This is a genomic window from Streptomyces sp. NPDC018019 (genome assembly GCF_044327805.1).
Classification (GTDB): Bacteria; Actinomycetota; Actinomycetes; order Streptomycetales; family Streptomycetaceae; genus Streptomyces.
In genome coordinates this window covers 173,150-198,657 of sequence record NZ_JBIRGD010000018.1, presented here as the reverse complement: position 1 = coordinate 198,657, position 25,508 = coordinate 173,150, and the positions used below count along the sequence as shown (strand labels likewise).

The window sequence follows — 25,508 nt, the reverse complement described above, 5'->3', positions numbered from 1 at the left end:
TGGGGGCCCCCTAAACTGTGGACCCGTATATGTCGGGGTGGGGGGGGGGCCGGCCCCCAACCGGGGGGGCCCCTGTGTTGGGGCCCCACCCCCGGGGGGGGGGGGCCGGGGGGGGGGGGGGCCCCGGCCCCCCCCCGCGCCCGCCGGCCTCAGCGCATCATCGCCTGCCATACGGCGATCGCCAGCGCCGCGAGCCCCGTGAGGGCGGCGATGGAGGGCAGCGGCCAGCGGCCGTGCTCCAACCGCGTGACGCGGGCCTGCAGGTCGCCCGCGTCACGCTCGGTCTGTTCGGAACGCTGGGCGAGCAGCGCCAGTTGGCCGTCGACACGGGCGGTCCGCACATCGAGGCAGCGTCTGAGCTCCGCCATGTCGGTGGCAATCAGATCGGGTTCAGGGTGGGCGGTCACGGTCCGCTCCTCATTCCTCTCTTGGACGGGACTTCGTTGTCCATGCGCGCACCAGTCAACTACCTCGTACGGGTGGCGGGAACGTGTGCGAGACGAATATGCGGGTCTGCCGCGCACACCCCGTGTGAAGTCACGCGCCGTGACGGCCGCCGACGGGGCGCGGGCTTCACACGGGGTGTGAACCGCGCACCAGCACCGGGCCCGTTCACACGCTCCCGGCCGGGCCCGCGAAGGGCGACGCTGGTCTGCAACGGGGGCCGCTGCCGGTGGACGGGCGCCCATCGGCCGGTTGTCCGCCCGCCGTCTTTCCCCCGAGCGGCGGGCGGACCTCAACGGGGGACGTCGCTCAAGGGGCGGGACGGCGGGCGGCTCTTACGCCCGCACACCCGGGCCGCCCGGTCCGGGGCACGGTGGAGCAGGACGGCGCGAGGGCCGCTTCCCGGCCGGGAAGCGGCCCTCGCGCCGTGTACCGCGAAGCGCACGCGTCAGTACGAGTAGAACCCCGACCCGGTCTTGCGGCCCAGGCGGCCGGCGTCGACCATGCGGGCCAGCAGCGGGGGAGCGGCGTACAGCGGCTCCTTGTACTCCTCGTACATCGAGGCGGCGACCGAGGCGACGGTGTCCAGGCCGATCAGGTCGGAGAGCTTGAGCGGGCCCATCGGATGGGCGCAGCCCATCTCCATGCCGTTGTCGATGTCCTCGCGGCTGGCGATGCCGGACTCGAACATCCGGATCGCGGAGAGCAGGTACGGGATCAGCAGCGCGTTGACGACGAAACCGGAGCGGTCCTGGGCGCGGATCGCGTGCTTGCCCAGGACGTTCTGGACCAGCTGCTCGGACCGCTTGATCGTCTCCTCGCCGGTGGTCAGCGCCGGGATCAGCTCGACCAGCTTCTGCACCGGCGCCGGGTTGAAGAAGTGGATGCCGATGACCTGGTCGGGGCGGGAGGTGGCGACGGCCAGCTTCACCAGCGGGATCGACGAGGTGTTGGAGGCCAAGATCGCGTCCGGGCGGCTGACCACCTGGTCGAGCACCTGGAAGATCTCGGTCTTGACCTGCTCGTTCTCCACGACCGCCTCGATGACGAGGTCGCGGTCGGCGAACTCCCCGAGGTCGGTGGTGAAGCCGAGCCGGCCGAGCGTGGCGTCCCGCTCCGCGACAGTGATCTTGCCGCGCTCGGCCGCCTTGCCGAGAGAGTTGGTGAGCCGGGTACGGCCCAGCTCCAGCGCCTCGCCGGTGGTCTCGGCGACCATCACGTCCAAGCCGGCGCGGGCACACACCTCGGCGATACCGGCGCCCATCTGGCCGCAGCCCACCACTCCGACGCGTTCGATGTCGGTCACATCGTGCCTTTCGCTGATCTCGGGGGTCCGGCGGCACGCCCGGGGCGGTCCGTGCCTGCGGCAGGGACCCCGGCGTCCGCCTCGGCCTTGACGTTACTCCGCGGAATGCTGTGCAGCGGGGGCAGGGGCGGGCATGCTGGTGCCCTGAGACGGGACGTACCGGACACTTTGGGGGCGTGGCATGAGACGGATCACACGAAGAGCCTTCGCGGTCGCGGCCCTCACGGCGGCCGCCGCGGTACCGGGCGGCGGCAGCGCGGCGGCCCACGGCCGGGGCGCGGACACCGGCCGGCGCGAGTTCCGCGGCATGTGGCTGGCCACCGTCGTCAACCGGGACTGGCCCTCCCGGCCCGGTCTGCCGCCCGCCCGGCAGCAGGCCGAACTGCTCGGGTACCTGGACGCGGCGGTGACGCGCCGCCTGAACACGGTGATCTTCCAGGTGCGGCCCACGGCGGACGCACTGTGGCCCTCCCCGTACGAGCCGTGGTCGGAGTACCTGACCGGTGTGCAGGGCCGCGACCCGGGCTGGGACCCGCTCGGCTTCGCCGTGCGCGAGGCCCACCGGCGCGGCCTGGAGCTGCACGCCTGGTTCAACCCGTACCGCATCGCCAACCACACCGACCCGTCGCGGCTGGTGCCCACCCACCCGGCGCGGCTGCACCCGGACTGGGCCGTGCCCTACGGCGGCAAGCTCTACTACAACCCGGGCCTGCCCGAGGTCCGCGGCTTCGTGCAGGACGCGATCCTCGACGCGGTGGAACGCTACGACATCGACGGCGTCCACTTCGACGACTACTTCTACCCCTATCCGGTCGCGGGCCAGACCTTCGACGACGACGCCGCGTACGACGAGTACGGCGGGGACTTCGAGACCCGGGCGGACTGGCGGCGCGCCAACATCGACCTGCTGGTGCGCGAGACCGGGGAGCGGGTGCGCGAGGCACGGGCGCCGGGCCGCGGCCGGGGGCCGGGCCGGGGCGGGGGGCTGTGGCACCGGCGGCGCCGTACGCACCACCGCCCCGTACGGTTCGGTATCAGCCCCTTCGCCATATGGCGCAACCGGGCCACGGACCCGGCCGGTTCCGACACCCGCGCGGGCGTGCAGACCTACGACGACCTCTACGCCGACACCCGTAAGTGGGTGCGCGAGGAGTGGATCGACTACATCGTCCCGCAGGTCTACTGGAACATCGGCTTCCCGGCCGCCGACTACGCGAAGCTCGTGCCCTGGTGGGCGGAGACGGTGGCCGGTACGCGCGTGCACCTGTGCATCGGCGAGGCCCTCTACAAGGCCGGGGCGCCCGGCCAGCCGCCCGCCTGGCAGGACCCCGCCGAACTGTCCCGCCACCTCACCCTCGCCCGCGGCTTCCCGAGGGTGCGCGGGCACATCTTCTTCTCGGCGAAGGAGGTGGCCGAGGACCGCACCGGGGCGATGGCCCGGGTGGTGGCCGACCACTACCACGGGCCGGCCGTGCCACCGCGGTCCGTCTGAGCTGCGGCGCCGGGCGGTGTCCGCCGGGCGGCCGGTGGCCCGGCGGACACCGCCACCGGTCCGCCGCGGCGGCGCCGGCCCGTGGTGCGGGCCCGTGCTACTCCTGGGCGTCGGCCGTCGGGAAGCGCCGTACGACGGTGTCCGGGCCCGGGGACATCAGCGTTTCGTGGCCGTCCTCGAACCGGACGCGGTACGGCGGGGTGCCGTTCTCGCCCAGGACTTCGATGATCTCGGCGGTCCGGTCGTGCTGTCCCACGATCCTGCCGTGCACCAGCAGCCGGTCTCCCACACTGGCTCTCATCGCCTGCGGCCTCCTCGTCGGTCGGTCGGAGGATGTGACTTCCGTGGCGGCAAGTGTACGGCCGGGCACCGCCGATGCACCCGTGGAACGCGGCACCCGCGGCGGGCCCGGAACGACCTTCGGCCACCCGCCGGTCAGGCGGTGGAGCGCTGGGTGACCGCGATGCAGACGAGGACCGCCACGGCGGCGACCGGGGCGGCCAGCGGCAGGTGTTCGCCGAGCAGCAGCACCGACCAGACCAGCGTCAGCAGCGGCTGGGCGAGCTGGAGCTGGCTGGCCTTGGACACGCCGATGACCGCCATGCCGCGGTACCAGACCACCAGGCCGAGGAACTGCGCGCCGAGCGCCAGCCACAGCAGCCCGGCCACCGCGTGCGCCGTCAGCCGCGGCGGTTCGGCGAGCAGTGCCAGGGCCGCGCCGGGCACCGTGACCGGCAGGGCCAGCAGCAGCGCCCAGCCGATCACCTGCCAGCCGGGCAGGTGCCGGGCGAGCCGGCCGCCTTCGGTGTAGCCGGCCGCGCACACCAGGAGCGCGCCGAAGAGATAGAGGTCGCCGGTGCTCAGCGCGCCGCCGCTCTGCTGGACGGTGAAGCCGATGACGACCGCCGCGCCGGCCAGTGCCGCGGCCCAGAAGGCCCGCGACGGCCGGGCGCCGGTCCGTACGGCCGAGAACGCGGCGGTGCTCAGCGGCAGCAGACCGACGACGACCGCCGCGTGCGAGGTGGTGGAGGTCTCCAGCGCGAGGGTGGTCAGCAGCGGGAAGCCGAGGACGACACCGGCCGCCACGACGGCCAGGCCCGCCCAGTGGCGGCGCTCCGGCAGCCGGACCCGGAACGCGGCCAGGCAGCAGCCGGCGATGACGGCGGCGAGCACGCTGCGCAGCGTCACCACCGTCCAGGCGCTCATGCCCTCCAGGGCCCAGGCGGTGGCGGGGAAGGTGAGGGAGAAGGAGGCGACGCCGAGGGCGGCGAGCAGGGTGCCGCGGGCGGTGCCGGGGGACGGGGCGGTGGGCGCGGCGGTCGGGCGGGGCGCGGGGCCGGTGGCCGGGCCGCCGCCTGGTGGTCCGGTTTCGGCTGCCGGTCCGGACGGCGGTGTGCAGTCCGTACGGTTTGCGATCGCTCCGCCAACCCCCGCGCTGTCCGGACGGCCCTTGACCGCCCCGTCGGCCGGGGTGTTGACCGCTATCGTGCTGCCGGTAGTAGCGCTATCGTTCTCTCTCATGCACGAGCGTAGCAGCGTGGCCGAGCTGGCCGGAATCCTGCGGGAAAGCCTGAACCGCTACTCACCTGGCGAGAAGCTGCCGTCGAGTCGCGCCCTGGTGGAGCGGCACCGGGTGAGTCCGGTGACGGTGTCCCGCGCGCTGGCCGAGCTGACGGCCGAGGGGCTGGTGGTCACCCGGCCCGGCGCCGGTGCCTTCCGCGCGGCGGCCCGGCCGCAGGCCGGCCCCGTGGACACCTCGTGGCAGGAGATCGCGCTGAGCGCGGAGGCGGCCGGTGACCACGCGCCGCGCGGCGTGGACGATTCGGGCGTGCTCGCCACCCTCGCCGAGTCCGCGCCCGGTGTCATCGAGCTGAACGGCGGCTATCTGCACCCCACCCTCCAGCCGGAACGCGCGCTCGCCGCCGCGCTCGCGCGGGCCGGGCGGCGGCCGGGCGCGTGGGGCCGCCCGCCGATGGAAGGCGTCACCGAGCTGCGGGCCTGGTTCGCGCGGGAGATCGGCGGACCCGCGGGAGCGCTCGCCGCCTCCGACGTGCTGGTGACGGCGGGCGGGCAGAGCGCCCTGACCGCGGCGCTGCGGGCGCTGGCCCCGCCGGGCGCGCCGGTGCTCGTGGAGTCGCCGACGTACCCGGGCATGCTGGCCGCGGCCCGGGCGTCCGGGCTGCGGCCGGTCCCCGTACCGGCGGACGCGGACGGCGTACGGACCGATCTGCTGGCCGAGGCGTTCCGGGCCAGCGGGGCCCGGCTCTTCGTCTGCCAGCCGCTCTTCCAGAACCCGACCGGATCGGTACTGGCCGCCGGGCGCCGGGCCGAGGTGCTGCGGGTCGCGCGCGCCGCCGGGGCGTTCGTGGTGGAGGACGACTTCGCGCGCCGTCTCGTCCACGAGGACGGGCCCGCGCTGCCGCCCACACTGATCGCCGACGATCCGGACGGCACGGTCGTGCACGTCTGCTCGCTCACCAAGGTCGCGTCGCCGAGCCTGCGGGTGGGCGCGCTGGCCGCGCGCGGCCCGGTCTGGGACCGGCTGCGCGCCATCCAGATCGTGGACAGCTTCTTCGTGCCCAGGCCGCTCCAGGAGGCGGCCCTGGAGCTGGTGGGCTCCCCGGCGTGGGGCCGTCATCTGCGGGTTTTGTCGGGGCAGTTGGCGGCGCGCCGGGAGGCGCTCGTCACCGCGCTCCGGCTGCATTTCGAGGGCACGGCCCTCCCCGGCGCGCTGGTCGTTCCGCCCGGCGGCTACCACCTCTGGCTGCGGTTGCCCGACGGCACGGACGAGACGGCGCTGGCCGGCGCGGCGCTGCGCGCGGGTGTGGCGGTCGCCCCGGGCCGCCCGTACTTCGCCGCCGAGCCCCCGGCCCCGCACGTACGCCTGACGTTCGCCATGGCCTCCGGCGCGGCCGAACTGGCGGAGGGGGTACGCCGGTTGCGTACGGCCTACGACGAGGTGACGGGCGGCCGGTGAGCAGCGCGGAACCGGTTATCCGGTCGACTCCGGCCGGTTCCTCTGCCAGCCTCCCGCCATGAACGACAGCATCCCCGGCGCCCTCGGCGCGAGCGTCCCCGAGTCCGTGACCGACGGCCTCCCGGCCGGTTACGAAGTCTCCACCGACCCGGACCGGCTGGACCTGGCCCTGATCCACCACTGGCTCTCCACCGACGCCTACTGGGCCCTCGGCCGGTCCCGCGAGCGCCAGGACCGGGCGGCCGCCGGGTCGCTCAACTTCGGGCTGTACGAGACGGCCGCCGCCGACGGGCCTGCCGCGCCGCAGGCCCCGGGGCGGCAGGTCGGCTACGCCCGGGTGATCACCGACCACACCACCTTCGCCTGGCTGTGCGACGTCTACATCGCCCCCGCCGCCCGGGGCAAGGGCCTGGGCACGGCCCTGGTCACCCGCGTCCGGGACCACCTGGCGCCGTACGGCCTGCGCCGCATCCTGCTGGCGACCGGCGACGCCCACGAGGTGTACGCCCGCGTCGGCTTCGAGCCGCTGGCCGACCCGCGCAACTGGATGGCGCTCGGATTCCGGTAGCGGGTCCGGCCCCGGCGTGCCGGCCCGGCTCAGTGCCCCAGCACGGCGCGCAGCTCCGGCTGGAGGAGGTCGGCGTGGGCGCGTACGAGGTCGTCGCACAGGTCCCAGATGCGTTCCACGGGGAGTGCGGCGGCGGTGGCGGGGTCCGTCATCGCCGCGTGCCGGATGTGCCGCGGCTCGCCCTCCACCGCGGCCCGTACGACCAGTTCGTTGGCGCTCACGTAGGCCCGGTTCAGGGCCGCGCACTGCGGGGGCAGGGCGCCGATCCGGGTGGGCTGCACACCCAGCGAGTCCACCAGGCACGGCACCTCCACCACCGCGCCCGCGGGCAGGTTGTCCACCAGGCCGTGGTTGGGCACATTGCCGTAGACCGTGCGCGGGGTGCCGGAGACGATGCTGTGGATGATCTGCGGCGCGTACTCCATCGTGCCCTCCACCGGCAGCGGTGAGCCGACGGCGAGCGCGTCGCGGGTCTTCTCGTACTCGGCGGTGTTCTCCTCGATGATGTCGAGGTACGTGCCGATCGGCAGCCGCAGCCGCTCCACCTCGCTGTCGTGGTGGAGGTACCAGGGCACGTATTCGGACGAGTGCTCGCTGGTCTCGGTCGGGTAGTAGCCGAGCCTGCGGTACATGTCCACGCGTACCCGGCGCAGCAGCTGCGGATCCTTGGCGATCGCGTCGTCCAGCAGCGGGTACAGGCTCCGCCCGGCCCGCTCGAAGCGCAGCACCCACGCTTGGTGGTTGACCCCGGCGGCCAGGTAGGAGATCTCCTCATACGGGACGCCCAGGAGGTCCGCGAGGTCCCGCACGGTCCAGTGGACCGAGTGGCACAGGCCGACGACCCGGCGCAGCGGGGTGGCCTCGGCCAGGTACATCACGTTCATCGCCATCGGGTTGGTGTAGTTCAGCAGCCAGGCGTCCGGGCAGAGTTCGGCGATGTCGGCGGCGAGGGCGCGCAGCAGCGGGAAGGTGCGCAGCGCGCGGAAGATGCCGCCGACGCCGAGGGTGTCCCCGATGGTCTGGCGCAGGCCGTAGCGGGCGGGGATCTCGAAGTCCGTACGGGTGGCCGGGTTCATGCCGACCTGCACGGTGTTGATGACGAAGTCCGCGCCGTGCAGGGCGGCCCGCCGGTCGAGGTGCGCGGTGATCTCCGGTTCGGCGCCGCGGGTGGCGGCGATGTGGCGGGCCGCGCCCTCGGCGGTGGCCAGCCGTTCGGCGTCGATGTCGTGCAGGGCGACGTGGATGCCCCGCAGTTCGGGGAAGGCGAGCAGGTCGGCGAGGAGTCCTTGGGTGAAGACGACGCTGCCGGCGCCGATGAAGGCGATCTTCACGGCGCCGGTGCGGCCGGACGGGGTGCTGCTGGTCATGCGGGGCTCCCGGGTGTGGTCGTACGGGCGGCGGCACGGGCCTCGTCCCAGGTGGGCTGGGCCGCCGTACCGCCGTGGGCGCGGGTGGACAGGGCGCCGCAGGCCGCGGCGAAGGAGAGCGCCGCGGGCAGGTCCAGGCCGTGCAGGACCGCGGCGATGAAGCCGGCGTCGAAGCTGTCGCCGGCGCCGACGGTGTCCACCGGGTCGGCGGGCACGGCGGCGGTACGGGTGAGGACGGCGCCGTCGTGGGCGAGCGCGCCGGCCGCGCCGTCCTTGACGACGACCAGCGGGCCGAGCCGGGCGAGGGCGGCAGCGGCGGCCGGGCCGGCGCCGGGTGCCGGTGGCCCGGCCGGTGGCGTCTGGGGGGTCAGCGTCCCGGCCAGTGCCCGCGCCTCCGCCGCGTTCGGCAGCAGGATGTCGGTGGACTTCAGGACCGGGCCGAGGAGCCCGGGGTCCCAGCGCTGCGCGGGGTCGTCGTTGGTGTCGAGCGAGGTGGCCGCGCCGTGCCCGCGGGCCCGCGCGAACACCTCGCCGAGCGACCGGGCCAGCCGCGGCATCAGGAAGAACGATCCGGCGTGCACGTGCCGGCAGCCGGCCAGCAGCCGGTCCGGCACATCCTGCGGCCCGGTGGCGGCCAGACAGCCGGGGGCGGTGAGGATCGCGCGGTCGCTGCCGTGCGTGAGGACGGTGGTGAGCGGGGTGGGCAGCTCCGGGTCGGTGACCAGCGCCGAGACGTCCACGCCGCGCTCGGCCAGGGCCGTACGGACGAAGGCGCCCGCGGCGTCGTCGCCGACCCGCCCGGCGAACGCCACGCGCAACCCCAGCCGGGCGGCGCCGCAGGCCGTGATCGCGGCCGAACCACCCGTCAGCAGGCGGCCGGACGCGACGAGTTGCTCGCGCTGTCCGAACTCCGGCGCGCGCGGGACCGGGCCGACCACCACGTCGGGGTTGACGTCGCCGATGACGAGCAGGTCGAAGGGACGGGGCACGTGAACCTCCGGGACGGGGCCGGGCCGGGGGGCGAAGGACGGGACGGGCGGAGCGGGCGGAGCCGGACGGGCCGGGCGCAGGGGCTATCCCTTCAGCCCGCTCGACGTCAGCGACTGGATGAAGGTCTTCTGCGCGAAGAGGAACGCCACCAGTACCGGCAGCACGGTGATCACATTGCCCGCCATGATCGCCGACCACCGGTTGTGGTGCTGCCCCTGAAAGGTCGTCAGCCCCAGCTGGAGGGTGTACTGGGTGTCGTGGTTGATCGCGATCAGCGGCCAGGTCAGGTCGTTCCAGGTGGTCAGGAAGGTCAGCACGGCCACGGTGGCCAGCGCCGGACGGGCCAGCGGCAGCACGACGGAGTACAGCACCCGCAGCCGCGAGCACCCGTCGATCCAGGCCGCCTCCTCCAGCTCCCGGGGCAGCGCGAGGAAGAACTGCCGGAAGAGGAAGACCGCGAACGGCGTGACCAGGGACGGCACGATCAGGGCCCCCAGCGTGTCGATCAGCCCCAGGTTCTTCATCACCAGGAACGTCGGGATCATGGTCAGCTGGAAGGGGATGACCATGGTCGCCAGCATCAGCCCCAGCAGCAGCCGGGACCCGGCGAACCGCATCCGGGCGAAGGCGTAGCCGCCCAGCGAGCCGAGCACCAGGTTGGAGAGCACCGCCGTGCCGGCGACGATCGAGGAGTTGGCGAACCAGCGGGGGAACATCGCGTTGCCCAGCACGTAGTCGTACCCGCCCAGGTCGATGCCGGACGGCCACAGCGACGGCGGGAACCGGTTGATCTCCGCGTTGGTCATCACCGAACTGAGCAGCAGCCACACCAGCGGCAGCGCGAAGCCCAGGGACAGCGGCGCGAGCAGCAGGTGCCAGGCGCTGAAGGGCAGACGGCGGCGGCGGGTCCGCGCCGCGGGCCCACGGGGGACGGTACCGGTCGCCGGCGCGGTCACCGGACCGCTCCTTCCGGCGCGGCGCCCGCCCGGCGCCGCCGGTACAGGCGCAGGGCGGTGCCCGCGACGAGCAGGGCGGCCGCGAGGACGTACGCTGCGGCGGCCCCGTATCCGGCGGTGAACATCTGGAAGGCCTGCTCCCACACGAAGTAGACGATGACGGTGGTCGACCCGAGCGGGCCGCCCTTCGTGGTCACATAGATCAGGTCGAAGACCTGGAGTGCGGTGATCAGCTCCCACAGCAGCAGGAAGACGGTCACCGGCGTCAGGGCGGGCAGCTTGATGTGCCACAGCACCCGCAGCCGGCTCGCGCCGTCCAGCCGCGCGGACTCGATCAGCTCCGGCGGTACGTCCTGGAGAGCGGCCAGATAGACCACGACGCAGAAGCCGACGCCGCTCCACAGCGAGATCAGCACCAGGAGGTACAGCGCCTGCCCGGGGTCGGAGAGGAAACCCTGCCGCGACACGCCGAGATGGTGCAGCAGCGAGTTGGCCACGCCGAACTGCGGGTCGAGGATGAAGAAGAACAGCACGCCCTGCGCGGCGGCCGAGATCACGAACGGTACGAAGATCAGCGTCCGGTAGAGGCCGATCAGCCGGATGCGGCGGTTGAGCGCCAGCGCGAGCACCAGCCCGCCGGTCAGGCAGAGCGGCACGTACAGGGCCGCGTAGACCAGGGTGTTCCCGACGGCCGTGCGGAAGCCCGGGTCCTGCGCCAGCGCCCGGTAGTTGTCCAGCCCCACCCAGCGCCCCGGCGTGACCAGGTCGTCCGCGCGGAAGGAGAGCAGCAGCGACCAGACGACGGGGACGATGCTCAGACCCAGGATGATCAGGACGGACGGGCTGATGAACGCCCAGGCGGTGGCGTTCTCCCGGCGGACGCGGCCGGCGAGCGTACGGGGGCGGCGGGCCGCCGGTGTGCCCGTACGCGGATTACCGGGCCGCCGTCCGGGGCCGCCGTGGTGCGGGGGCGGGGTGAGGGGGCGGGGGGTCCGGCGCCGCGGGACTGAAGGCTGCGGTCCGTTGCGGCCAGGTTCCGTACCCTCCGGTTCCGTACTGCCCGATTCTGTGCGGTTCGGTTCCGGACGGTTCGGTTCCGAGCTCTCCGGTCTCCCGTGGCCCGGTCTCCCGCGGCCCGGTTTCGCGCGGCGGCCCGCGCGGGGCAGTGACGGCATGGCACCCTCTCCCGTCCGGCCGCGTCCGGCCGCTGCGTCGTGCGCGTCGTCCGGTCTCATCGGGGGATCAGCAGCGCCGCGTCGGCCTTCTCGGCGCAGCCGCGCAGCGCCTCGGCGGGGGAGCTGCGGCCCAGCAGGACGGCGACCACGGCCTCGCCGACCGCCTGCGAGATCTGCGGGTACGCCGGGTGGACGGGCCGGACCCGCGCGGTGGTCAGCGCCGTGGTGAACACCGGCAGCCCGGTGGTCCGCCCCTCGTACCCCCGCCACTCGGGCCGCCCGGCCGACGCCGTACTCAGGGGCAGACTGCCGCCGTGCACCGCCCAGCGCACGTCCTGGGCCGGGTCGCCCAGCCAGCGCAGGAACTCGATCGCCGCCCGCGAGCGGGCCGGACCGTTGTCGAACACGGTCCAGGTGTCCGGCCCGGAGATCGTGCAGGGCCGGCCGCTGTAGGTCGGCGGCGCCACCACGTCGTAGTCGACCTTCCCCTCGACGATGTCCGGCAGCTCCCACGGGCCGGTGGCCATCATGCCCATCCGGCCGCCGATGAAGACCTGGTGCATCTGCTCGCTGCCCGGCTTGGGGTCCACGTAGACGCTCTTGTCCGCGGCCAGCCGGGCCAGCGTGCTCAGGGCCCGTTCCCCGACGTCCCGGAAGCCGATGCTGCGCCCGTCCGGGGCGATGACCTCGCCGCCGAGGTCCCACACCAGTGGCCACAGCCGCCAGACGCTGTCCTCGTCGCCGGTGCCGGGCCAGCCCGTGCCGAAGGTGCCGCGCCCGGGGTCGGTCAGCAGGCGCGCCGTACGGAGGAAGTCGTCCCATGTCCAGCCCGCCTTGGGATAGGGGACCCCGGCCTGCCGGAACAATGTGCGGTTGTAGACGACGCACAGCGAGTCCAGTACGGCGGGCGCCGCCCGCACCTTGCCGTTGAGGGTGACCGCCTCGCGGACCGGGCCCCAGAACCGGGGCCAGTACGCGGTGCCGCGCAGCGCATCGGTGAGATCGACGACGCGGGGGCTGCGGGCCACCCGCGCCAGGTCGGCCCCGAAGACGTAGGCGATGTCCGGGTACGAGCCCGCGGCCAGCGCCGCCGTCACCTTCTGGAGCATGGCGTCCGCCACCACGCCGCCGCCCCCGGCGTCCACCCGGATACGGGACTGCCGGCGGTTGAAGTCGTCGACGAGCGACTGGAGCGCCTTGCGGCCGGTGTCGGCCTGGCCGTGCCACAACTCGACGGTGATCCGGCCGTCGGCACCCACGCCACCGGCCTCCGAGGACGCGCAGCCGCCGAGGACCGGCGCGCCGGCGGCGCCCGCGGCCAGCGCGGCGCCGGTGCGCAGCACGCGCCGCCGGGAAGGTCCGCGCGGCGCTGCGCCGTCGTCCCGTGCCCCTGCCGTGCCCGTGCCCCCGCCCGGTGCGTCACCCGTCACCGGCCACCCCCTCGAAGAACCGGTTCACGGTTGCGAAGAACCGTCCGCGGCTGCCCCCGGGCCCCCGAGCCGGACGGTCGGGAGTCCCCAAGAGCTAACCAGCAGGGCACCGATCGGTGCAATGGTGCTGCCGCGACGGGTGAGGCGTCGCGCCCGTACCGCCGCGTCACCGGGTCAGCGCAGCCGTGCGGCCCGTGCCGTCGCGTCCGTGTACGTGAACCGGTCCGCGTCCACCGTCGCGCTCGTACCGCCCGCCGTCGTCACGGTCACGTGGACCGTGCCCGACCCGTCCGGCGACGTACTGCTGCAGAACGAGTCCCCACAGGACACGTGGGCCGCGGGTGCGTTCCCGAACGCGATCGTGCCGCCCGCCAGGTGCGATCCCAGGACGTACACCGAAGTGCCGCCTCCCGAGGGGCCGCTGCGCACGTTCAGGCCGGTCACCGCCGGGGTGGCGGGCGGGGTGGGCGGCGGGCCGGTGTAGGTGAAGGCGTCCGGTGCATCGGCGGCGCCGCCCGGTGTGACGACGGTGACGGGGACGCTGCCGGTTCCACCGGGCGAGGTGGCGGTGCACTGTGTGGCCGTGCAACTTGTCGTCTTCGCCTCGGTGTTGCCGAACAGGACGGTGCCGGTGCCCAGGGTGGTGCGGGTGCCCTGCGTGGTGCTGGTGCCGGTGCCCAGGGCGGTGCCGGTGAGTGTCACTTCGGTGCCGCCCGTGCCCGGGCCGGTGGTCGTGCTGATCCCGGTCACCACCGGCCGGTCCGGCACCTCGGCGGGCTGCTGCGGGCCGTTGACGGCGTACGTACTCACGTTGTTGGCGGGGTTGACGTCGTCGCGGTTGGCGGCGGTGGCCCTGATCACCCCCGACGGCCGCGCCGCACCCGAGGACACCTGGACCTTCATGAAGTCGCCGCGGCCCGGCACCCGGGTCCCCCGGAAGGTCGCCTCCAGGTGCCGCCCGTCCGGCGACACCCGCTGACTGAACGTGTAGTCGTACGGTGTCGAGTACATCAGCGCGCCACCGGTCTTCAGCCCCGGCGGCAGGTCCACGGTCAGACGGGTGGTCCCGGTGGTGTCGGCCGCACCGGCCGAGGTCCACTGGACGGAGAAGTTCCCGTAACTGCCAGGTTCTGTCGGGTAGTTGCCTGCCTGCGAGATGGTCACGTCCGGGCCGGTGGCGGCGGATGTCGCGGTGGCTTTGGTGGGAGCGGCGGTGGTTTCGGCCGGAGCGGTGGCGGCGAGGGCGGGGCTCGTCGCGAACAGAGCAGCCACGGCGAGGACGAGAGCCGGCCAGACCGCTGCTAATCGAGTCGTCATGCTCTCCGCCATCGCCCGTACGGGTGTTCCCGTTACGTCCCCTCCGTCACCCCTGTGGGCCGATGGGCGAGTTCCGGCCGTACGCTCAACTGGCTCCCCACCTCCCGGAACCCCAACGCCCGCGCCACGCGCCGCGAAGCCGCCGGCCGGGCCCGCCACTGGGGCAGCAGCCCGGCCGTGAGCGCGTGCGCCACCGCGGCGGACGCCACGCGGCGTGCGAGGCCCTGCCCGCGCCGTTCCGGTGCGGTGAGGACGCAGAGGTGCGCGGTACGGCAGGGCCAGCGGCGGTAACCGGCGGCGGCCAGGAGAGGCGGCCCGCTCCGCGTGCGGAGAACGAAGACGGGCGAGGTGACCTCCGCCAGTCCGCTCTCCTCGGCGTCCGTCGGACCGGCGGCCTCCAGGAAGGCGCTCACGGCTGGATCGTCGACCGAGAGGTGTTCCACGTCGCCCTCGTCCGGTACGGGGCGGAAGGTCCCCTCCGTGACGTACGCGAGGGTGGCCGGGCCCAGCACCTCCGCGACGGGCAGCACCGAACGGACGGTGTCCGGGCAGGTCAACGCATCGTCCGGCACGCTGCTCAGCGCCTGCCGCAGGGTGCGGGCGACAGCGGCGTCCGGCGCGGTGACGAGGGCCGACCGGCCGAGTGACACGATGCCTACCCAGGCAGGCGGGCACAGCCCGGAGCCGGGCGCGGTGACGATGGCTGCGGGGCTGCCCGGCGGGGGAAACGTGACGGGCACTCCGCTCACGGTCTCCCACAACCCGCGCACCCGCTCCAACAAGAGGCCGTCGAGAGCGCTCACGGCCTGCACCCCCAGATCGGCGGCCCGGTCGGGAGGCCGAGGCGGCGGGCGGCGACGGCACCCGTCACGACCTGCCGTCCGTGGACCGCGTGTGGGGGAAGAAGGTGTCGCGGTGCCGGACTTTGGCGGCCTGGGCGTTGGGATTCTGCGGCCGATGGTGGGCCGGGGCAGTTCGTGAGGGTCACGGGGCCCGGGTAGAGGGGATGAGTCCGGCGGGGGCTGGTCCAGGCGCCGTCGCCGAAGACCCCACGGGTGCTGTGGGCGTGCCAGACCGCAGCACACCACCCGGCGTTGTCACGAGCTGCCGCACACACCCAAGCGGCCCGATTCACCCCGGCCACTACGTCCAGCACCTCCTCTCCCTCCGGCCTGTGCGCCGCGTCCGGCGTGTCCGTTTCCTCCAGCCCGCCCGCCGCGTCCGGCGTCTCCGCTTCCCCGGCCCGCCCGCCGCGTCCGAGCATCTTCGGCGTGGCTGCGGGCGGTCCCCGATCCGGTCACGCGTCGATCATGGCATGCGGCCAACGCCCGCTCCACAGGGTTACGTTGAACCCCCTTGCCCGCCCCCTCTCTCTACCGCCTCGCGCGTGGTGCTCCGCGATCACCGCTCCAACAGGCTCAGCAGCGCCCCGTGCAACGCACGTGGCGCGACGACGAAACCGGTCGCCCCGGCCCGCCACGGCCGGCCCTCGGCGTCGGTGACGACGGCGCCCGCCTCGCGGGCGACCAGCGCGCCGGGCAGCAGATTGGCGTCATCCCGGCCGTACTCCCAGAACGCGTCCAGCCGCCCAGCCGCCGTATCGGCTATCTGCCACGAGGTGGGGCCGAGGTTGCGGACGGCGCTCACGGCGGGCAGCACCGCGGCCAGCGACCGGCCGGCTGCCGCCACGGCCGCGGGCTGCCCCGCGATGAAGGGCGGCTGGCTGGTGCCCACGAGGGCCGCTTCCAGCCGGGTCCGGGCCGATGGGGCGATCGGCTCCCCGTTGCGGGTGGCACCGCGTCCGGCCGCGGCGAGGTACGTCTCGCCGAGCAGCGGCGCGTGCAGGGCGGCGGCGACCGGCTCGCCGTTCCGTACGAGCGCGAGGCTGACACAGAACTGCGGCAGCCCCTGCATGTACTGCACCGCGCCGTCGATCACGTCCACCATCCAGACGTCACCGGTCGTGGGCAGCCCGGCGTCCGCGCCGGTGCCGAGACTGTGCTCGCCGTGCAACTCCTCGGCCCACGGCACACCGGGGAGCAGCGCGCCCAGGCGCCGACGCAGAACGGCAGCGGCCGGGCCCTCCACGGCAAGGTAGGCCGCGGCCAGTTCGTCCATGGTGTCTGCGGGCGTGGTGCCGGTGGGCGGAGTGCCGCCCCGTGGGTTCTTGAGCAGGAGCGCACCGACTTCGTGGGCGGCGGCTGCCATGGGGGCGAGCAGGGAGGCGTCCGTCATGTCCTTCTCCGGTTGTCCGAGAACGGCTGTTGCGCTGATCTTGTGCTGCCAGGGCCCGGATCGGTTCACGCCAGCCACACAACTGAGCGAAACTGTCATTCATGCACCAAAGAGTGAGCGAATCTGCGCATGACACCTCCGTCCTTACCCTCCGCGATCAGCGGCTGATCGCCGCATTGCAGTGCGATGGGCGGCTGAGCGCCGAGCGCGCCGCCGAGGTGCTGGGAGAGAACCCCCGCACGGTGCACCGGCGCTGGCGGGCCCTGATGGGCGACGGCACGGTCAAGGTCGTCGCCGTGCCCGTACGGCCCGACTCGGTCGGTGCGCTGTTCCTGCGCATCAAGGTGCTCAAGGGCAAGCTGGACGCGCTCACCGCCGCTCTGGCCGCCCGCCCGGACATCCCGTTCATCGACCTGTCCGCCTCGGGCGACGAGATCACCGCTGTGTCGCTGACGGAACCGGGCTCCCGCGACCAACTGGTGTTCCGGCAGTTGCCCGCCACGTCCGCGGTGGCATCCGTGTCGGCCGCCACGGTGCTCCACGTGTTCTCCGAGGCGTCCGACTGGCGCCACGACGTCCTGACCACCGAAGAACGCGCCGCCCTGACCCCAACACCGGCCCACCCCAAGCCGCGTCACTCCACACGGAACCACCCGGCACCGGACCGCCCCAAGCCGGGCCACTCCGCCCGGGACCACCCGGCATCGGACCACCCCACACCGAGCCACCCCACACCGAGCCACCCCACACCGAGCCACTCCACACGGGACCGCCCAGCACCGGACCGTCCCGCACCCGGCCGCCCCGCCGTGCCGCCGGGTGACGGCTCCGACCCGGTCGACAGCGACATCCTGGCCGCCCTGGAGGAAGACGCCCGCACCCCCGCCGCGGCCATCGCCGCCCGTTCCGGGCATCCCGCCTCCACCGTCCGGCGCCGCCTCGCCCGGCTGATGTCCGACGGTCGGCTGAGCACCCAGGTGGTCGTGGACCCCAAGCGCCTCGGCCTGCTCATCGACGCGAACGTGATGATGCAGGTGCCCCCGGACCACCTGGACACCGTCGGCCGCACCCTGGCCCGGCACCCCGCCGTACACGGCGCGTTCGCCACCTCCGGCGCCACCAATCTGCACGTCGCGGTCTGGGTCCGGGACCTGGCCGCCCTGTACCGGCTGATCACCCAGGACCTGACAGGGCTGGGCATCAGCGGCGTCGAGACGGTCATCGTTGGCCACGCGGTCAAGCGCCCGGGCCGCTGAACGGAACCCCCGGTACGCAGGGTCCGCCGTAACGCTGTCTGCCCGGTACGCCGTCGCCCCGATAACACTCCCTGCCCCGGTACGCCGTGTCCGCCACAGCATTGGCTGCCGCGGTACGCCGTGGCCGTCGCGGTGCTGTCCGTCTCGGCACGCCGTGCCCGTCGTAGCGCGCCGACCCGCCGTCGCGCGCTGGACGGGCCTGCCGAAGCCACTCGACGAAACGGGAATCGCCGCTTAGCATCTGCCGCGACGGCATCGCGTGTCGGTCACCGACCGGGTGAGGCATGGAGGTGCCCGTGAGATTGCCTTACGGAGGCATTCCACAGTGTCAGTGCAGTTGAACCACACCATCGTCCACTCCCGGAACAATCGCGAATCCGCGGAGTTCCTGGCGCACCTCCTCGATCTCGAAATCGGCGAGGAGTGGGGCCCGTTCATCCCGGTGGACACCAGTAACGGCGTCACCCTGGACTTCGCCACCATCCCGGCGGAGTCGATCACCATGCAGCACTACGCCTTCCTGATCAGCGAAGCGGAATTCGACAGGGCCTTCGCCCGCATCCAGCAGGCGGGCCTCACCTATTACGCCGACCCGCACGGGAAGCAGCCGGGCGAGATCAACCACAACGACGGCGGGCGCGGCGTCTACTTCTTCGACCCCGCCGGCCACGCGATGGAACTCATCACCCGCCCGTACGGCAGCGGCGCAGCGGAAGAGGACTCCGCCACCGGACAGACCTCGGCTGAACGCCAGGGCTCCGCCACCGGGCAGACCTCGGCTGAGCGCCATGGCTCCGCCACCGGGCAGACCTCGCCCGAGGGCCAGGGCTCCGCCACAGAGCAGGCAACGGCCGAGGGCCAGGCTCCGTAACCGAGCAGGGCTCAGCGGCAGGCAGGCTCAGCGGCAGGGCAGGGACCCGACCGCTGAACAGGACCCGGCCGCCGAACAGAGCCCGGACGCCGAACAGGGCTTCGGCACCTGGGAGTTCCGGCCGGGAGACTGCCGGGGCGGCAGAGCGGCCGGCACCTGAGAACGTGACGGGGGCGGGCGCCCGTGGCATCGGTCCGCGGGCGCCCGCACGGCCTCGGCGCCCCTCAGCCCTCCTTGATCGTGATGGCCCCGTTCGTCGTCGTGAGGTCGAGCCGGTGCGCACCGGACGGATCGTCGGGCAGGCCGATGTTCTTGCCGCCGTTGTCCGTCTTGGTCGATATTCGGTAACGGTTGCGCTGGCCGCCCGGCACGGTGAGGGTGACGGCGCCGTTCGTCGTCCTGGCCTGCACGTCCTGCGGCGTGTCCGTGACGAGGTCGATGGCGCCGTTGGACGTCTGCGCCCGCACCCCGTCACCCTTCAGACCGCGCCCGCGCACCCCGCCGTTGGTGGTGCGCACGTCCACCGCGCCGGCCACTCCGTCCAGTGTCACCGCGCCGGACGTGGTGCTCACCCGCACCGCACCGACGTCCGACAGCTCGACCGCGCCGGACGACGTCTTACCGGTCACCGGAAGCCCCGCCGGCACCTCGACCGTGTAGTGCACCGAGCAGTCGTCCCCGCAGTCACCGAGCACCAGCACACCGTTCTCCACGCGGTGGGTCGCCTTTTCCGGCCGGTCGCCCTGATACCGGAGCTTGCGGTGGACCGAGACGGTGTCGAGGGACTTCTTGCCGCGCAGGGTGAGCCCGCCCGAATGGCTGTCGAGCCGTATGGACTTGACGGGTGCGGCCGAAAGGCGGGCGTCGTCCTCGTAAGTGGACCGCTCCAGAACTCCGCACGCCCCGAGTCCGCTCACACCGACGGCGGCCACGACAACGGCCCCGAGAACACGGAGATGACGACGCACGGATTCCCCCAAGTAGTGCACGGTGCGTGGTGCCAGGTCGGGTGCACCGCGCGAATCACCGCACCTCCCCGGTGCGGTGATTCACAGGCTACGGGCCCGCCGAACCCGCGACCATGGGGAAAACCCCCGGTTCCCCCTGCGGAACTCCGCAGGGTATCCGCCATGCGCACCACTCGCCCCGTATCCGGCCCAGGCCCCACACGAGCCCACGCCACCCCGCCACAGCCACTCCACTCCATCCCGTCATGGACGCCCCATCCCGCCCCACCGCCTCACAGCCGCCCTTCCAGCCCCGGCACCTCCGGCCCCCCGCACTCCCTGACCCGCCAACCCCAGATCCAGCACCCCCAAACCCAACCCGAGCAACCGCTCCCGGTCCGCAAGAATGTCGATCGCGACGACCTTGCCACCCGCGACCGTCAGTCCCATCACCGACACCGGCACCCCGTCCGCGACCGTCACGATGCCCATGGCCCCGTTCACCAGCGCGGGCCGGGCGAAGCATGCGAAGCGCCGGAACATGAAGGCCCGCCCGGCCACCTCCCGCGCACCGTGAGCCGTGGGGCTCAGGCCCGGGAACCTGGTGCCCGTGTCGGCGCGGAGCACCACGTCCGGGTCGAGCACCGCGACCAGCGCCTCGAAGTCACCACGCCGCGAAGCGGCCAGAAAGGCGTCCACCACCTCCCGCTGCCGGGAGATGTCGGTGTCCGGCGCGGCCGTCCCGCGCACCCGGCGGCGCGCCCGGCTGGCCAGCTGCCGCGCCGCGGCCGGAGTGCGCCCGACCGCCGGCCCGATCTCGTCGAACGGTACGGCGAACATGTCGTGCAGGACGAACGCCAGCCGCTCCGCGGGGGCCAGCGTCTGGAGCACCACCAGCAGGGCCAGCCCCACCGAGTCGGCCAGCAGTGCCTGGTGTTCGGGATCGATTCCGTCCGCGACGCCGCCGACGACCGGATCGGGCATACGCACGTCGAGGGACTCCTCGCTACGCGCCGTACGCGTACGCAGCATGTCCAGGCACACCCGGCCGACCACGGTCGTCAGCCACCCGCCGAGGTTGCCGACGCCGCTCGCGTCGGAACGGCTCAGCCGCAGCCAGGCTTCCTGTACGGCGTCGTCCGCCTCGCTGAGCGAGCCGAGCATGCGGTACGCCACCGCCCGCAGACGCGCTCGGTGCTCCTCGAAGCGCTCCGCCAGAAAATCGCTCTCGTCCACCGGTCACATTCTCCCGTCGGGTTCCGTCACCTCCATGACGAACCGTTTCCGCACGATGTGACACACCGTCCTGGCGACTCACCCCGCCAGGACGCCCGGCAGCCCACCCGACGCACCGTCCGAGAGCCGCCCAGACCGGCACACGGGGCGCCCCCGCCCCGCCGGCCCCCAGATCAGAAGCGAATGTGCTTGAGGCTCGTCCACGAGCGGCGCACCCGGCCCCGGAGCGCGCCGTCGGTGTCGGGAACCAGGTCCAGCCCGGTCGCGGCGGCGATGTGGTCGGCGACCTGCGGCACCGTGAGCCGGTCGGTCCACACGTGGTCGGCGAACTCCGGTCCGCGCAACTGCTCCAGACAGCGGTCCAGCTTCCGTACGGCGAAACTCTCCCGCCGCAGCGGGGCGTCCTTCCCGGCGACGACCTTCACGACGTGCCCCAGATTGCGCTCTCGCAGCCGCCGCAGCACCGTCCGCCGGTCGGCGAGCAGCGCGAAGTGCCGCACGTCGTGTCCGCGTTCCCGCAGCCGGCCGACGATCTCCTGGAAGTACGCCGGTTCCACGAGGGTCATCGGCGCGATCACCGTGCCGGGGTGCTTGGTCAGCACCAGGTCCAGCACCTCGTAGACGCCCTGCCGCCAGGCCGGGAAGTCCTGGAAGTCGCCGCGCAGGGCCGGGGGCGTCATCCGGTGCAGACCGAAGCCGACGCGTTCGGGATCACAGATGACGCTGCCGGGGAGCCGGCGCCGGATCTCGTGCGCGGTCTGCGTCTTGCCGCCGCCGAAAGGGCCGTTGATCCACAGGAGCATGGGCAGCACCCTACGAGCCCGGAGGCCGGCGGGGCGAGGGGCAACGTGCGTCCTTCTCGCCCGTGGTCCGCGTATGGGTACGGGTACGGCGCGTTCTCAGCGAGCAACTGAGGAAGAGCAGCCCGGCGAGGAACTGGAGCGCGGCGGCGGTCAGCAGGGCGCCGGACAGCGACCGGGTGGCGAGCGGCCCGGCGAGGCCCGCGCCGAGGGCGAAACCGGTGATCTTCAGGCTGGCGCCGGTGGTGAAGACCTGACCGCGCAGGTGCTCCGGCGCCTCGCGGTGGCGCACCGCGAACAGCGCCGTCAGCTGGGTCCCCTCCCCGAAGCCTGCGAGCACCGCCGCACCGAGGAGCAGTGCGGGCGGCCCGGCCGTCACCGTAATCAGGAGCGCGACGGCGAGTACGACGGTGCTGTACATGAGGACGGTGTCCGGGCGCAGCAGCCCGGGCCGGCGGGCGAGCCCCGCGTTGGTGAGGAGGGCGGAGGCGGCGACGACGGACAGCAGGAGCGCGCCATGCCGCGCGTCACCGAGGAGCCGCGCCCCGAGCAGCGGGCTGCAAGCGGTCAGCATGCCCTGGCCCGTACAGGAAACCACCGAGGTGACGGTCGCGCGGGCCAGCGGTGGGGTGTGACGGATGGCCCGGAATCCGGCCGCGAGACCGGCCAGGACGGAGGGGGCGCCCGGGACCCGCTGGGAGTTGGCGTGGCTGGCCGGGTGGTGCGGGTCGCGTGGGCGGCCGGGCTGCGCCCCGAACTGCACCTCGGACCGCGCCCCAGGTCCCGGCCCGGTCCCCGCCCTAGGCTCCGGCCCGGTCTGCGCCGCAGACTCCGACCCGATCTGCGCACCGGGCTCCGGCCCGGTCTCCGACGACCACTGCCCCACGGACGCTCCACGTACGGACGGCCCTGCCGATTCCCCGCGTACGGACGCCCCCGCAGACCTCCCACCCACATACGACTCCCCAGGCAGCCCATACGCGCACGGCACCGCCACGAAGATCAGGGCGGCAGCCATCAGCACCCCCGCCGACGCCCCGGCCACCCCGGCGACCAGCCCGGCCAGTGCGGGCCCCGCCAGTGACGCGGCGTTGAACGTCATCGCGTCGAGAGCGGTCATCCGGGGCAGCAGCCCGGGCGGCGCGGCGCGCGGCAACTGCGCGGTCCAGCCGCCGGACAGGGCGGGGCCCAGCAGCCCGGCCCCCACCGCGACCAGCACCGTGACGACGACCGGTACACGCCCCAGGCTCGCCAGGACGACGGTCAGGGCCGTCGCGTAGCCGGCGAGCGCACCGGCCAGCAGGCGGCCCGGCCTGGCGGACCGGTCCAGCAGGACGCCGAAGAGCGGGCCGCCGACCGCCGCCGCGACCGTGATCCCGGCAAGCAGCGCCGGGCCCGTGGACGCCGTTCCTGTAAACGCCGGCCCGGCCACCAGCAAGGCGGGCCCCGACATCTCGTCGCCCGCGCGCGCCAGAGCCGCGCCGGTGAGGGCAGAGCCCGCCGCGTAAGGCTTTCGCATGCGCGCCACGGTAGAGACGTAACGGAAACTTGGACCAGATGCGTTACATGCCGCCAGATCCCGCACTAACGTCGGCTCACATGCATCCCTCGACCCCACCCACCGCCGGGCACCACAACGAGAAAACGGCCGAACACCGGGACGGAACTGCGGCCGAACTCTGCGACGAGCCCCCGGCTGGACACCTCGACGACACACCCGCCGCGTACCGCGAATGGACCGCCCGGCACTCGGCGCAGGCCACCGCCCGGCGTACCGCCGCCCTCGTGAACGCCCTGGTGGACGAGGCGCCGTCGGCGGACACGGTCGCGGAGGTGCTGCGCGAACACGGCGAGAACGACGTGCCCGAATTCTCCGCCGACGACCTCGCGGAATTGCGGTCCGCCGCTCTACGCCTCCGCGAGGTGTTCGCGGCCGACGACACCGACCGCGCCGCGGAGAGGCTGAACCGCCTCCTCCGGAGCACCGCCGGTACGCTGCGCCTCACCTCGCACGACGGCGCGAGCCCCTGGCATCCGCACCTGGACAGCGCCGATGACGCGCCGTGGGGCGAGTGGTTTCTCGCTTCGTCGTGCCTGAGCCTGCTGGTGCTCCTGTGGAACCACCAGCGCCCGCCCGGCGGCGTCTGCGCCTCGTCCGCCTGCCGCAATGTCTACCTCACCCTCGGCAGCGGCCTGCCGCGCCGCTACTGCTCCCGGCGCTGCGCGACCCGGGAGCGCGTAGCGGCGTACCGGCGGGCGCGAGGATGAACCGGACGCCGCTCCCACGCGCGCTCACCACGCGAAACGCGACACACAACGCACGACCCTCAGCACACGCCCCACCGCCCCAGCCCCCGTTCACCCCCACAACCGCCTCGAACAACCCCCACCTATCGATCTCCACCACCCCCACCGGCAGCAGCCCCCGCGTCATGGCTACATCGAGGAACCGGCGGACCACCCCGGGCTCATGGAGGTCGAGGTGATGAGGCCCGGTGGCGGCCGTGCCGCTGGGCAGGTAGCCGTCGCCGATGGCCCAGCCGGGCTCGGCCCTGAAGACGATCCGTAAGGTCACCTGCTCGCCCGCCCGGTGCAGCGAGAGGACCTCCGGGCAGTCGGGCTGCCGGTGACGTACCGACCACAGCCAGCCCGTGCCGTCGGCGGACAGCCGGCGGATCCGGTGGTCGCCGCGCATCCCGCCATCGTATGGACGGCCCCGCGCGCCCGTGTCAGGGCGCAGGCGTAAACACCAGCACCGCGTTATGCCCCCCGAACCCGAAGGAATTCGTCAGAGCGGCGGACACCGTCCCCTTGCGCGGTTCGCCCGTGACGACGTCGAGTCCGATTTCCGGGTCGAGTGCGTCCACGTTCTGCGTTGCGGGCACGATGCCCTCCCGCACGGTGAGAATCGCGGCGAGCGCGCCGATTGCTCCGGCCGCTCCGAAGAGGTGGCCGGTCATCGACTTGGTCGCGGTGACGGACGGGTGGGTGCCGAGGGCCTCGGTGATCGACCGGGCCTCCACCAGGTCGCCCTTGGGCGTGGACGTCGCATGGGCGTGTACGTGCTCGATCTCCCGTGGGGCCAGCCCGGCGGCGTCCAGGGCCAGTCGCATCGCGCGGACCTGCCCCTCGGGGTGGGCGGCCGTGATGTGGAAGGCGTCCGCGCTGACGCCCGCGCCCGCGAGGGTGGCGTGCGCGCGGGCCCCGCGTGCAGCGGCGAACCCGGCCCGCTCCAGGACGATCACGCCCGCCCCCTCGCCGATCACGAAGCCGTCCCGGTCCACGTCGAATGGACGGGAGGCCCGCCGAGGCTCGTCGTTGCGCGTCGAATGGGCCTTGGCCTGGGCGAATCCGGCCAGCGGCAGCGGATGGACACAGGCTTCCGCGCCGCCCGCCACCACTACGTCGGCCCGGCCGAGGCGGATCAGGTCCAGCCCCATGGCGATCGCCTCGGCCCCGGAGGCACATGCGCTGACCGGTGTGTGGGCGCCGCCGCGCGCGCCCAGCTCGATGCTCACCCACGCGGCAGGGCCGTTCGCCATCAGCATCGGGACGGTGTGCGGGGACACCCGCCGCACGCCGGAGGTCTCCAGCACGTCGTCCTGGCCGAGCAGGGTGAGCGCGCCGCCCGTACCCGTACCGATCACCACGGCCAGCCGCTCCGGATCGACCTCCGGCGCGCCCGCGTCGGCCCACGCCTCGCGCGCTGCGACGAGCGCGACCTGCTCGCAGCGGTCCATGCGCCGGGCCTGCACCCGGTCCAGGACCTCGCCCGGTTCGACCGCGAGCCGGCCCGCGATCCGTACGGGGAGATCCGCCGCCCACTCCTCCTTGATTGCGTCGATGCCGGACCGTCCGGCCAGCATGCCGTTCCAGGTCGAGGCGGTGTCCCCGCCCAGCGGAGTCGTGGCGCCGAGTCCGGTGACCAGTACGGCGTCGGTGGCAGTGGACATGGGTGTTCCCCCTTTGTCGTACGGTTACAACTCCCCGAGCTGTCCGTGGTCGGGGAGTGATCAACTTGGGGCCGACTCTTCCAGGTGGTTGCCGTGAATTCAGGTGGCGACCTCAACGGAGTCCGGCCGCTGGATTTTGTGAGTTTCCACCAGCAGGTGGCAGTAGGAAGAGGGCGTCGGAACGGGAA

Annotated in this window: 22 protein-coding genes and 1 pseudogene; 6 read left to right on the top strand and 17 right to left on the bottom strand. The window is 73.5% G+C overall.

The features are described from left to right. Nucleotides 1–149: 149 nt before the first annotated feature. Nucleotides 150–407: a hypothetical protein gene (locus tag ACH4FX_RS27950; RefSeq protein WP_398483463.1), complete on the bottom strand. Its 258-nt coding sequence runs from the start codon at nt 405–407 to the stop codon at nt 150–152. A 485-nt stretch (nt 408–892) separates the two neighbouring features. Further along, nucleotides 893–1,750, bottom strand: coding sequence for a 3-hydroxybutyryl-CoA dehydrogenase (locus ACH4FX_RS27945; protein WP_398483461.1), 858 nt, complete (start codon nt 1,748–1,750; stop codon nt 893–895). 181 nt (nt 1,751–1,931) lie between these two features. Here ACH4FX_RS27945 and ACH4FX_RS27940 point away from each other — a divergent pair, with 181 nt between their 5' ends. Next, nucleotides 1,932–3,242 carry a glycoside hydrolase family 10 protein gene (locus ACH4FX_RS27940; protein WP_398483459.1) on the top strand — a complete coding sequence of 437 codons (1,311 nt, stop codon included), beginning with the start codon at nt 1,932–1,934 and terminating at the stop codon, nt 3,240–3,242. A gap of 97 nt (nt 3,243–3,339) precedes the next feature. On the opposite strand, the gene ACH4FX_RS27935 is transcribed toward ACH4FX_RS27940, so the two are convergent. Together ACH4FX_RS27935 and ACH4FX_RS27930 are read right to left on the bottom strand one after the other, a co-directional pair. Continuing rightward, complete coding sequence (locus ACH4FX_RS27935; RefSeq protein ID WP_398483457.1) at nt 3,340–3,543, bottom strand: DUF1918 domain-containing protein; 204 nt, start codon at nt 3,541–3,543, stop codon at nt 3,340–3,342. Nucleotides 3,544–3,677: 134 nt separating this feature from the next. Then, the gene (locus ACH4FX_RS27930; protein ID WP_398483455.1) at nt 3,678–4,763 is read right to left on the bottom strand and encodes a DMT family transporter; all 1,086 of its coding nucleotides are present in this window, start codon (nt 4,761–4,763) and stop codon (nt 3,678–3,680) included. On the opposite strand from ACH4FX_RS27930, the gene ACH4FX_RS27925 reads away from it, so the two are divergent. Together ACH4FX_RS27925 and ACH4FX_RS27920 are read left to right on the top strand one after the other, a co-directional pair. Then, a complete protein-coding gene (locus ACH4FX_RS27925) occupies nt 4,762–6,219 on the top strand; it encodes a PLP-dependent aminotransferase family protein (protein WP_398483453.1) in 1,458 nt (485 codons plus the stop codon). The genes ACH4FX_RS27930 and ACH4FX_RS27925 overlap by 2 nt on opposite strands. A gap of 58 nt (nt 6,220–6,277) precedes the next feature. Further along, nucleotides 6,278–6,787, top strand: coding sequence for a GNAT family N-acetyltransferase (locus ACH4FX_RS27920; RefSeq protein ID WP_398483451.1), 510 nt, complete (start codon nt 6,278–6,280; stop codon nt 6,785–6,787). A 29-nt stretch (nt 6,788–6,816) separates the two neighbouring features. Here ACH4FX_RS27920 and ACH4FX_RS27915 read toward each other — a convergent pair whose 3' ends face one another. From ACH4FX_RS27915 to ACH4FX_RS27880, 8 genes are all read right to left on the bottom strand, one after another. Continuing rightward, the gene (locus ACH4FX_RS27915; RefSeq protein WP_398483450.1) at nt 6,817–8,154 is read right to left on the bottom strand and encodes an alpha-glucosidase/alpha-galactosidase; all 1,338 of its coding nucleotides are present in this window, start codon (nt 8,152–8,154) and stop codon (nt 6,817–6,819) included. Further along, nucleotides 8,151–9,143, bottom strand: a complete 993-nt coding sequence (locus tag ACH4FX_RS27910) for a carbohydrate kinase family protein (RefSeq protein ID WP_398483448.1) — start codon at nt 9,141–9,143, stop codon at nt 8,151–8,153. Before ACH4FX_RS27910 ends, ACH4FX_RS27915 begins: the two co-directional genes overlap by 4 nt. 84 nt (nt 9,144–9,227) lie before the next feature. Then, nucleotides 9,228–10,100 (bottom strand): carbohydrate ABC transporter permease, encoded by an 873-nt coding sequence (locus ACH4FX_RS27905; RefSeq protein ID WP_398483446.1) that lies wholly within the window; start codon nt 10,098–10,100, stop codon nt 9,228–9,230. Beyond that, the gene (locus ACH4FX_RS27900) at nt 10,097–11,275 is read right to left on the bottom strand and encodes an ABC transporter permease subunit (RefSeq protein ID WP_398483444.1); all 1,179 of its coding nucleotides are present in this window, start codon (nt 11,273–11,275) and stop codon (nt 10,097–10,099) included. Before ACH4FX_RS27900 ends, ACH4FX_RS27905 begins: the two co-directional genes overlap by 4 nt. Nucleotides 11,276–11,331: 56 nt before the next feature. Then, the gene (locus ACH4FX_RS27895; protein WP_398483442.1) at nt 11,332–12,618 is read right to left on the bottom strand and encodes an extracellular solute-binding protein; all 1,287 of its coding nucleotides are present in this window, start codon (nt 12,616–12,618) and stop codon (nt 11,332–11,334) included. Nucleotides 12,619–12,879: 261 nt separating this feature from the next. Continuing rightward, the gene (locus ACH4FX_RS27890) at nt 12,880–14,022 is read right to left on the bottom strand and encodes an IPT/TIG domain-containing protein (protein WP_398483441.1); all 1,143 of its coding nucleotides are present in this window, start codon (nt 14,020–14,022) and stop codon (nt 12,880–12,882) included. 32 nt (nt 14,023–14,054) lie between these two features. Further along, nucleotides 14,055–14,825, bottom strand: coding sequence for a GNAT family N-acetyltransferase (locus ACH4FX_RS27885; RefSeq protein ID WP_398483439.1), 771 nt, complete (start codon nt 14,823–14,825; stop codon nt 14,055–14,057). Between the two features lie 598 nt (nt 14,826–15,423). Next, on the bottom strand, nt 15,424–16,257 hold the full coding sequence (locus tag ACH4FX_RS27880) for an inositol monophosphatase family protein (RefSeq protein WP_398483437.1): 834 nt from the start codon (nt 16,255–16,257) through the stop codon (nt 15,424–15,426). A 101-nt stretch (nt 16,258–16,358) separates the two neighbouring features. Here ACH4FX_RS27880 and ACH4FX_RS27875 point away from each other — a divergent pair, with 101 nt between their 5' ends. Next, the gene (locus ACH4FX_RS27875; protein ID WP_398483435.1) at nt 16,359–17,513 is read left to right on the top strand and encodes an AsnC family transcriptional regulator; all 1,155 of its coding nucleotides are present in this window, start codon (nt 16,359–16,361) and stop codon (nt 17,511–17,513) included. A gap of 325 nt (nt 17,514–17,838) precedes the next feature. Next, nucleotides 17,839–18,216, top strand: a pseudogene (locus ACH4FX_RS27870) (VOC family protein); the annotation flags it as partial. A gap of 392 nt (nt 18,217–18,608) precedes the next feature. Here ACH4FX_RS27870 and ACH4FX_RS27865 read toward each other — a convergent pair. The 4 genes from ACH4FX_RS27865 to ACH4FX_RS27850 form a co-directional block, all read right to left on the bottom strand. Continuing rightward, entirely contained in the window at nt 18,609–19,301 is a 693-nt protein-coding gene (locus ACH4FX_RS27865; RefSeq protein WP_398483433.1) for a DUF4097 family beta strand repeat-containing protein, read from the bottom strand. Nucleotides 19,302–19,595: 294 nt separating this feature from the next. Next, entirely contained in the window at nt 19,596–20,567 is a 972-nt protein-coding gene (locus tag ACH4FX_RS27860) for a sigma-70 family RNA polymerase sigma factor (RefSeq protein WP_398483431.1), read from the bottom strand. Between the two features lie 173 nt (nt 20,568–20,740). After that, the gene (locus tag ACH4FX_RS27855) at nt 20,741–21,370 is read right to left on the bottom strand and encodes an AAA family ATPase (protein WP_398483429.1); all 630 of its coding nucleotides are present in this window, start codon (nt 21,368–21,370) and stop codon (nt 20,741–20,743) included. Between the two features lie 10 nt (nt 21,371–21,380). Next, entirely contained in the window at nt 21,381–22,886 is a 1,506-nt protein-coding gene (locus tag ACH4FX_RS27850; RefSeq protein WP_398483427.1) for an MFS transporter, read from the bottom strand. 80 nt (nt 22,887–22,966) lie between these two features. Between ACH4FX_RS27850 and ACH4FX_RS27845 the strand changes: the two genes are divergently transcribed. After that, on the top strand, nt 22,967–23,635 hold the full coding sequence (locus ACH4FX_RS27845) for a CGNR zinc finger domain-containing protein (protein ID WP_398483425.1): 669 nt from the start codon (nt 22,967–22,969) through the stop codon (nt 23,633–23,635). Nucleotides 23,636–24,096: 461 nt separating this feature from the next. On the opposite strand, the gene ACH4FX_RS27840 is transcribed toward ACH4FX_RS27845, so the two are convergent. Then, nucleotides 24,097–25,320 (bottom strand): beta-ketoacyl-[acyl-carrier-protein] synthase family protein, encoded by a 1,224-nt coding sequence (locus tag ACH4FX_RS27840; protein ID WP_398483424.1) that lies wholly within the window; start codon nt 25,318–25,320, stop codon nt 24,097–24,099. Between the last annotated feature and the right edge of the window lie 188 nt (nt 25,321–25,508).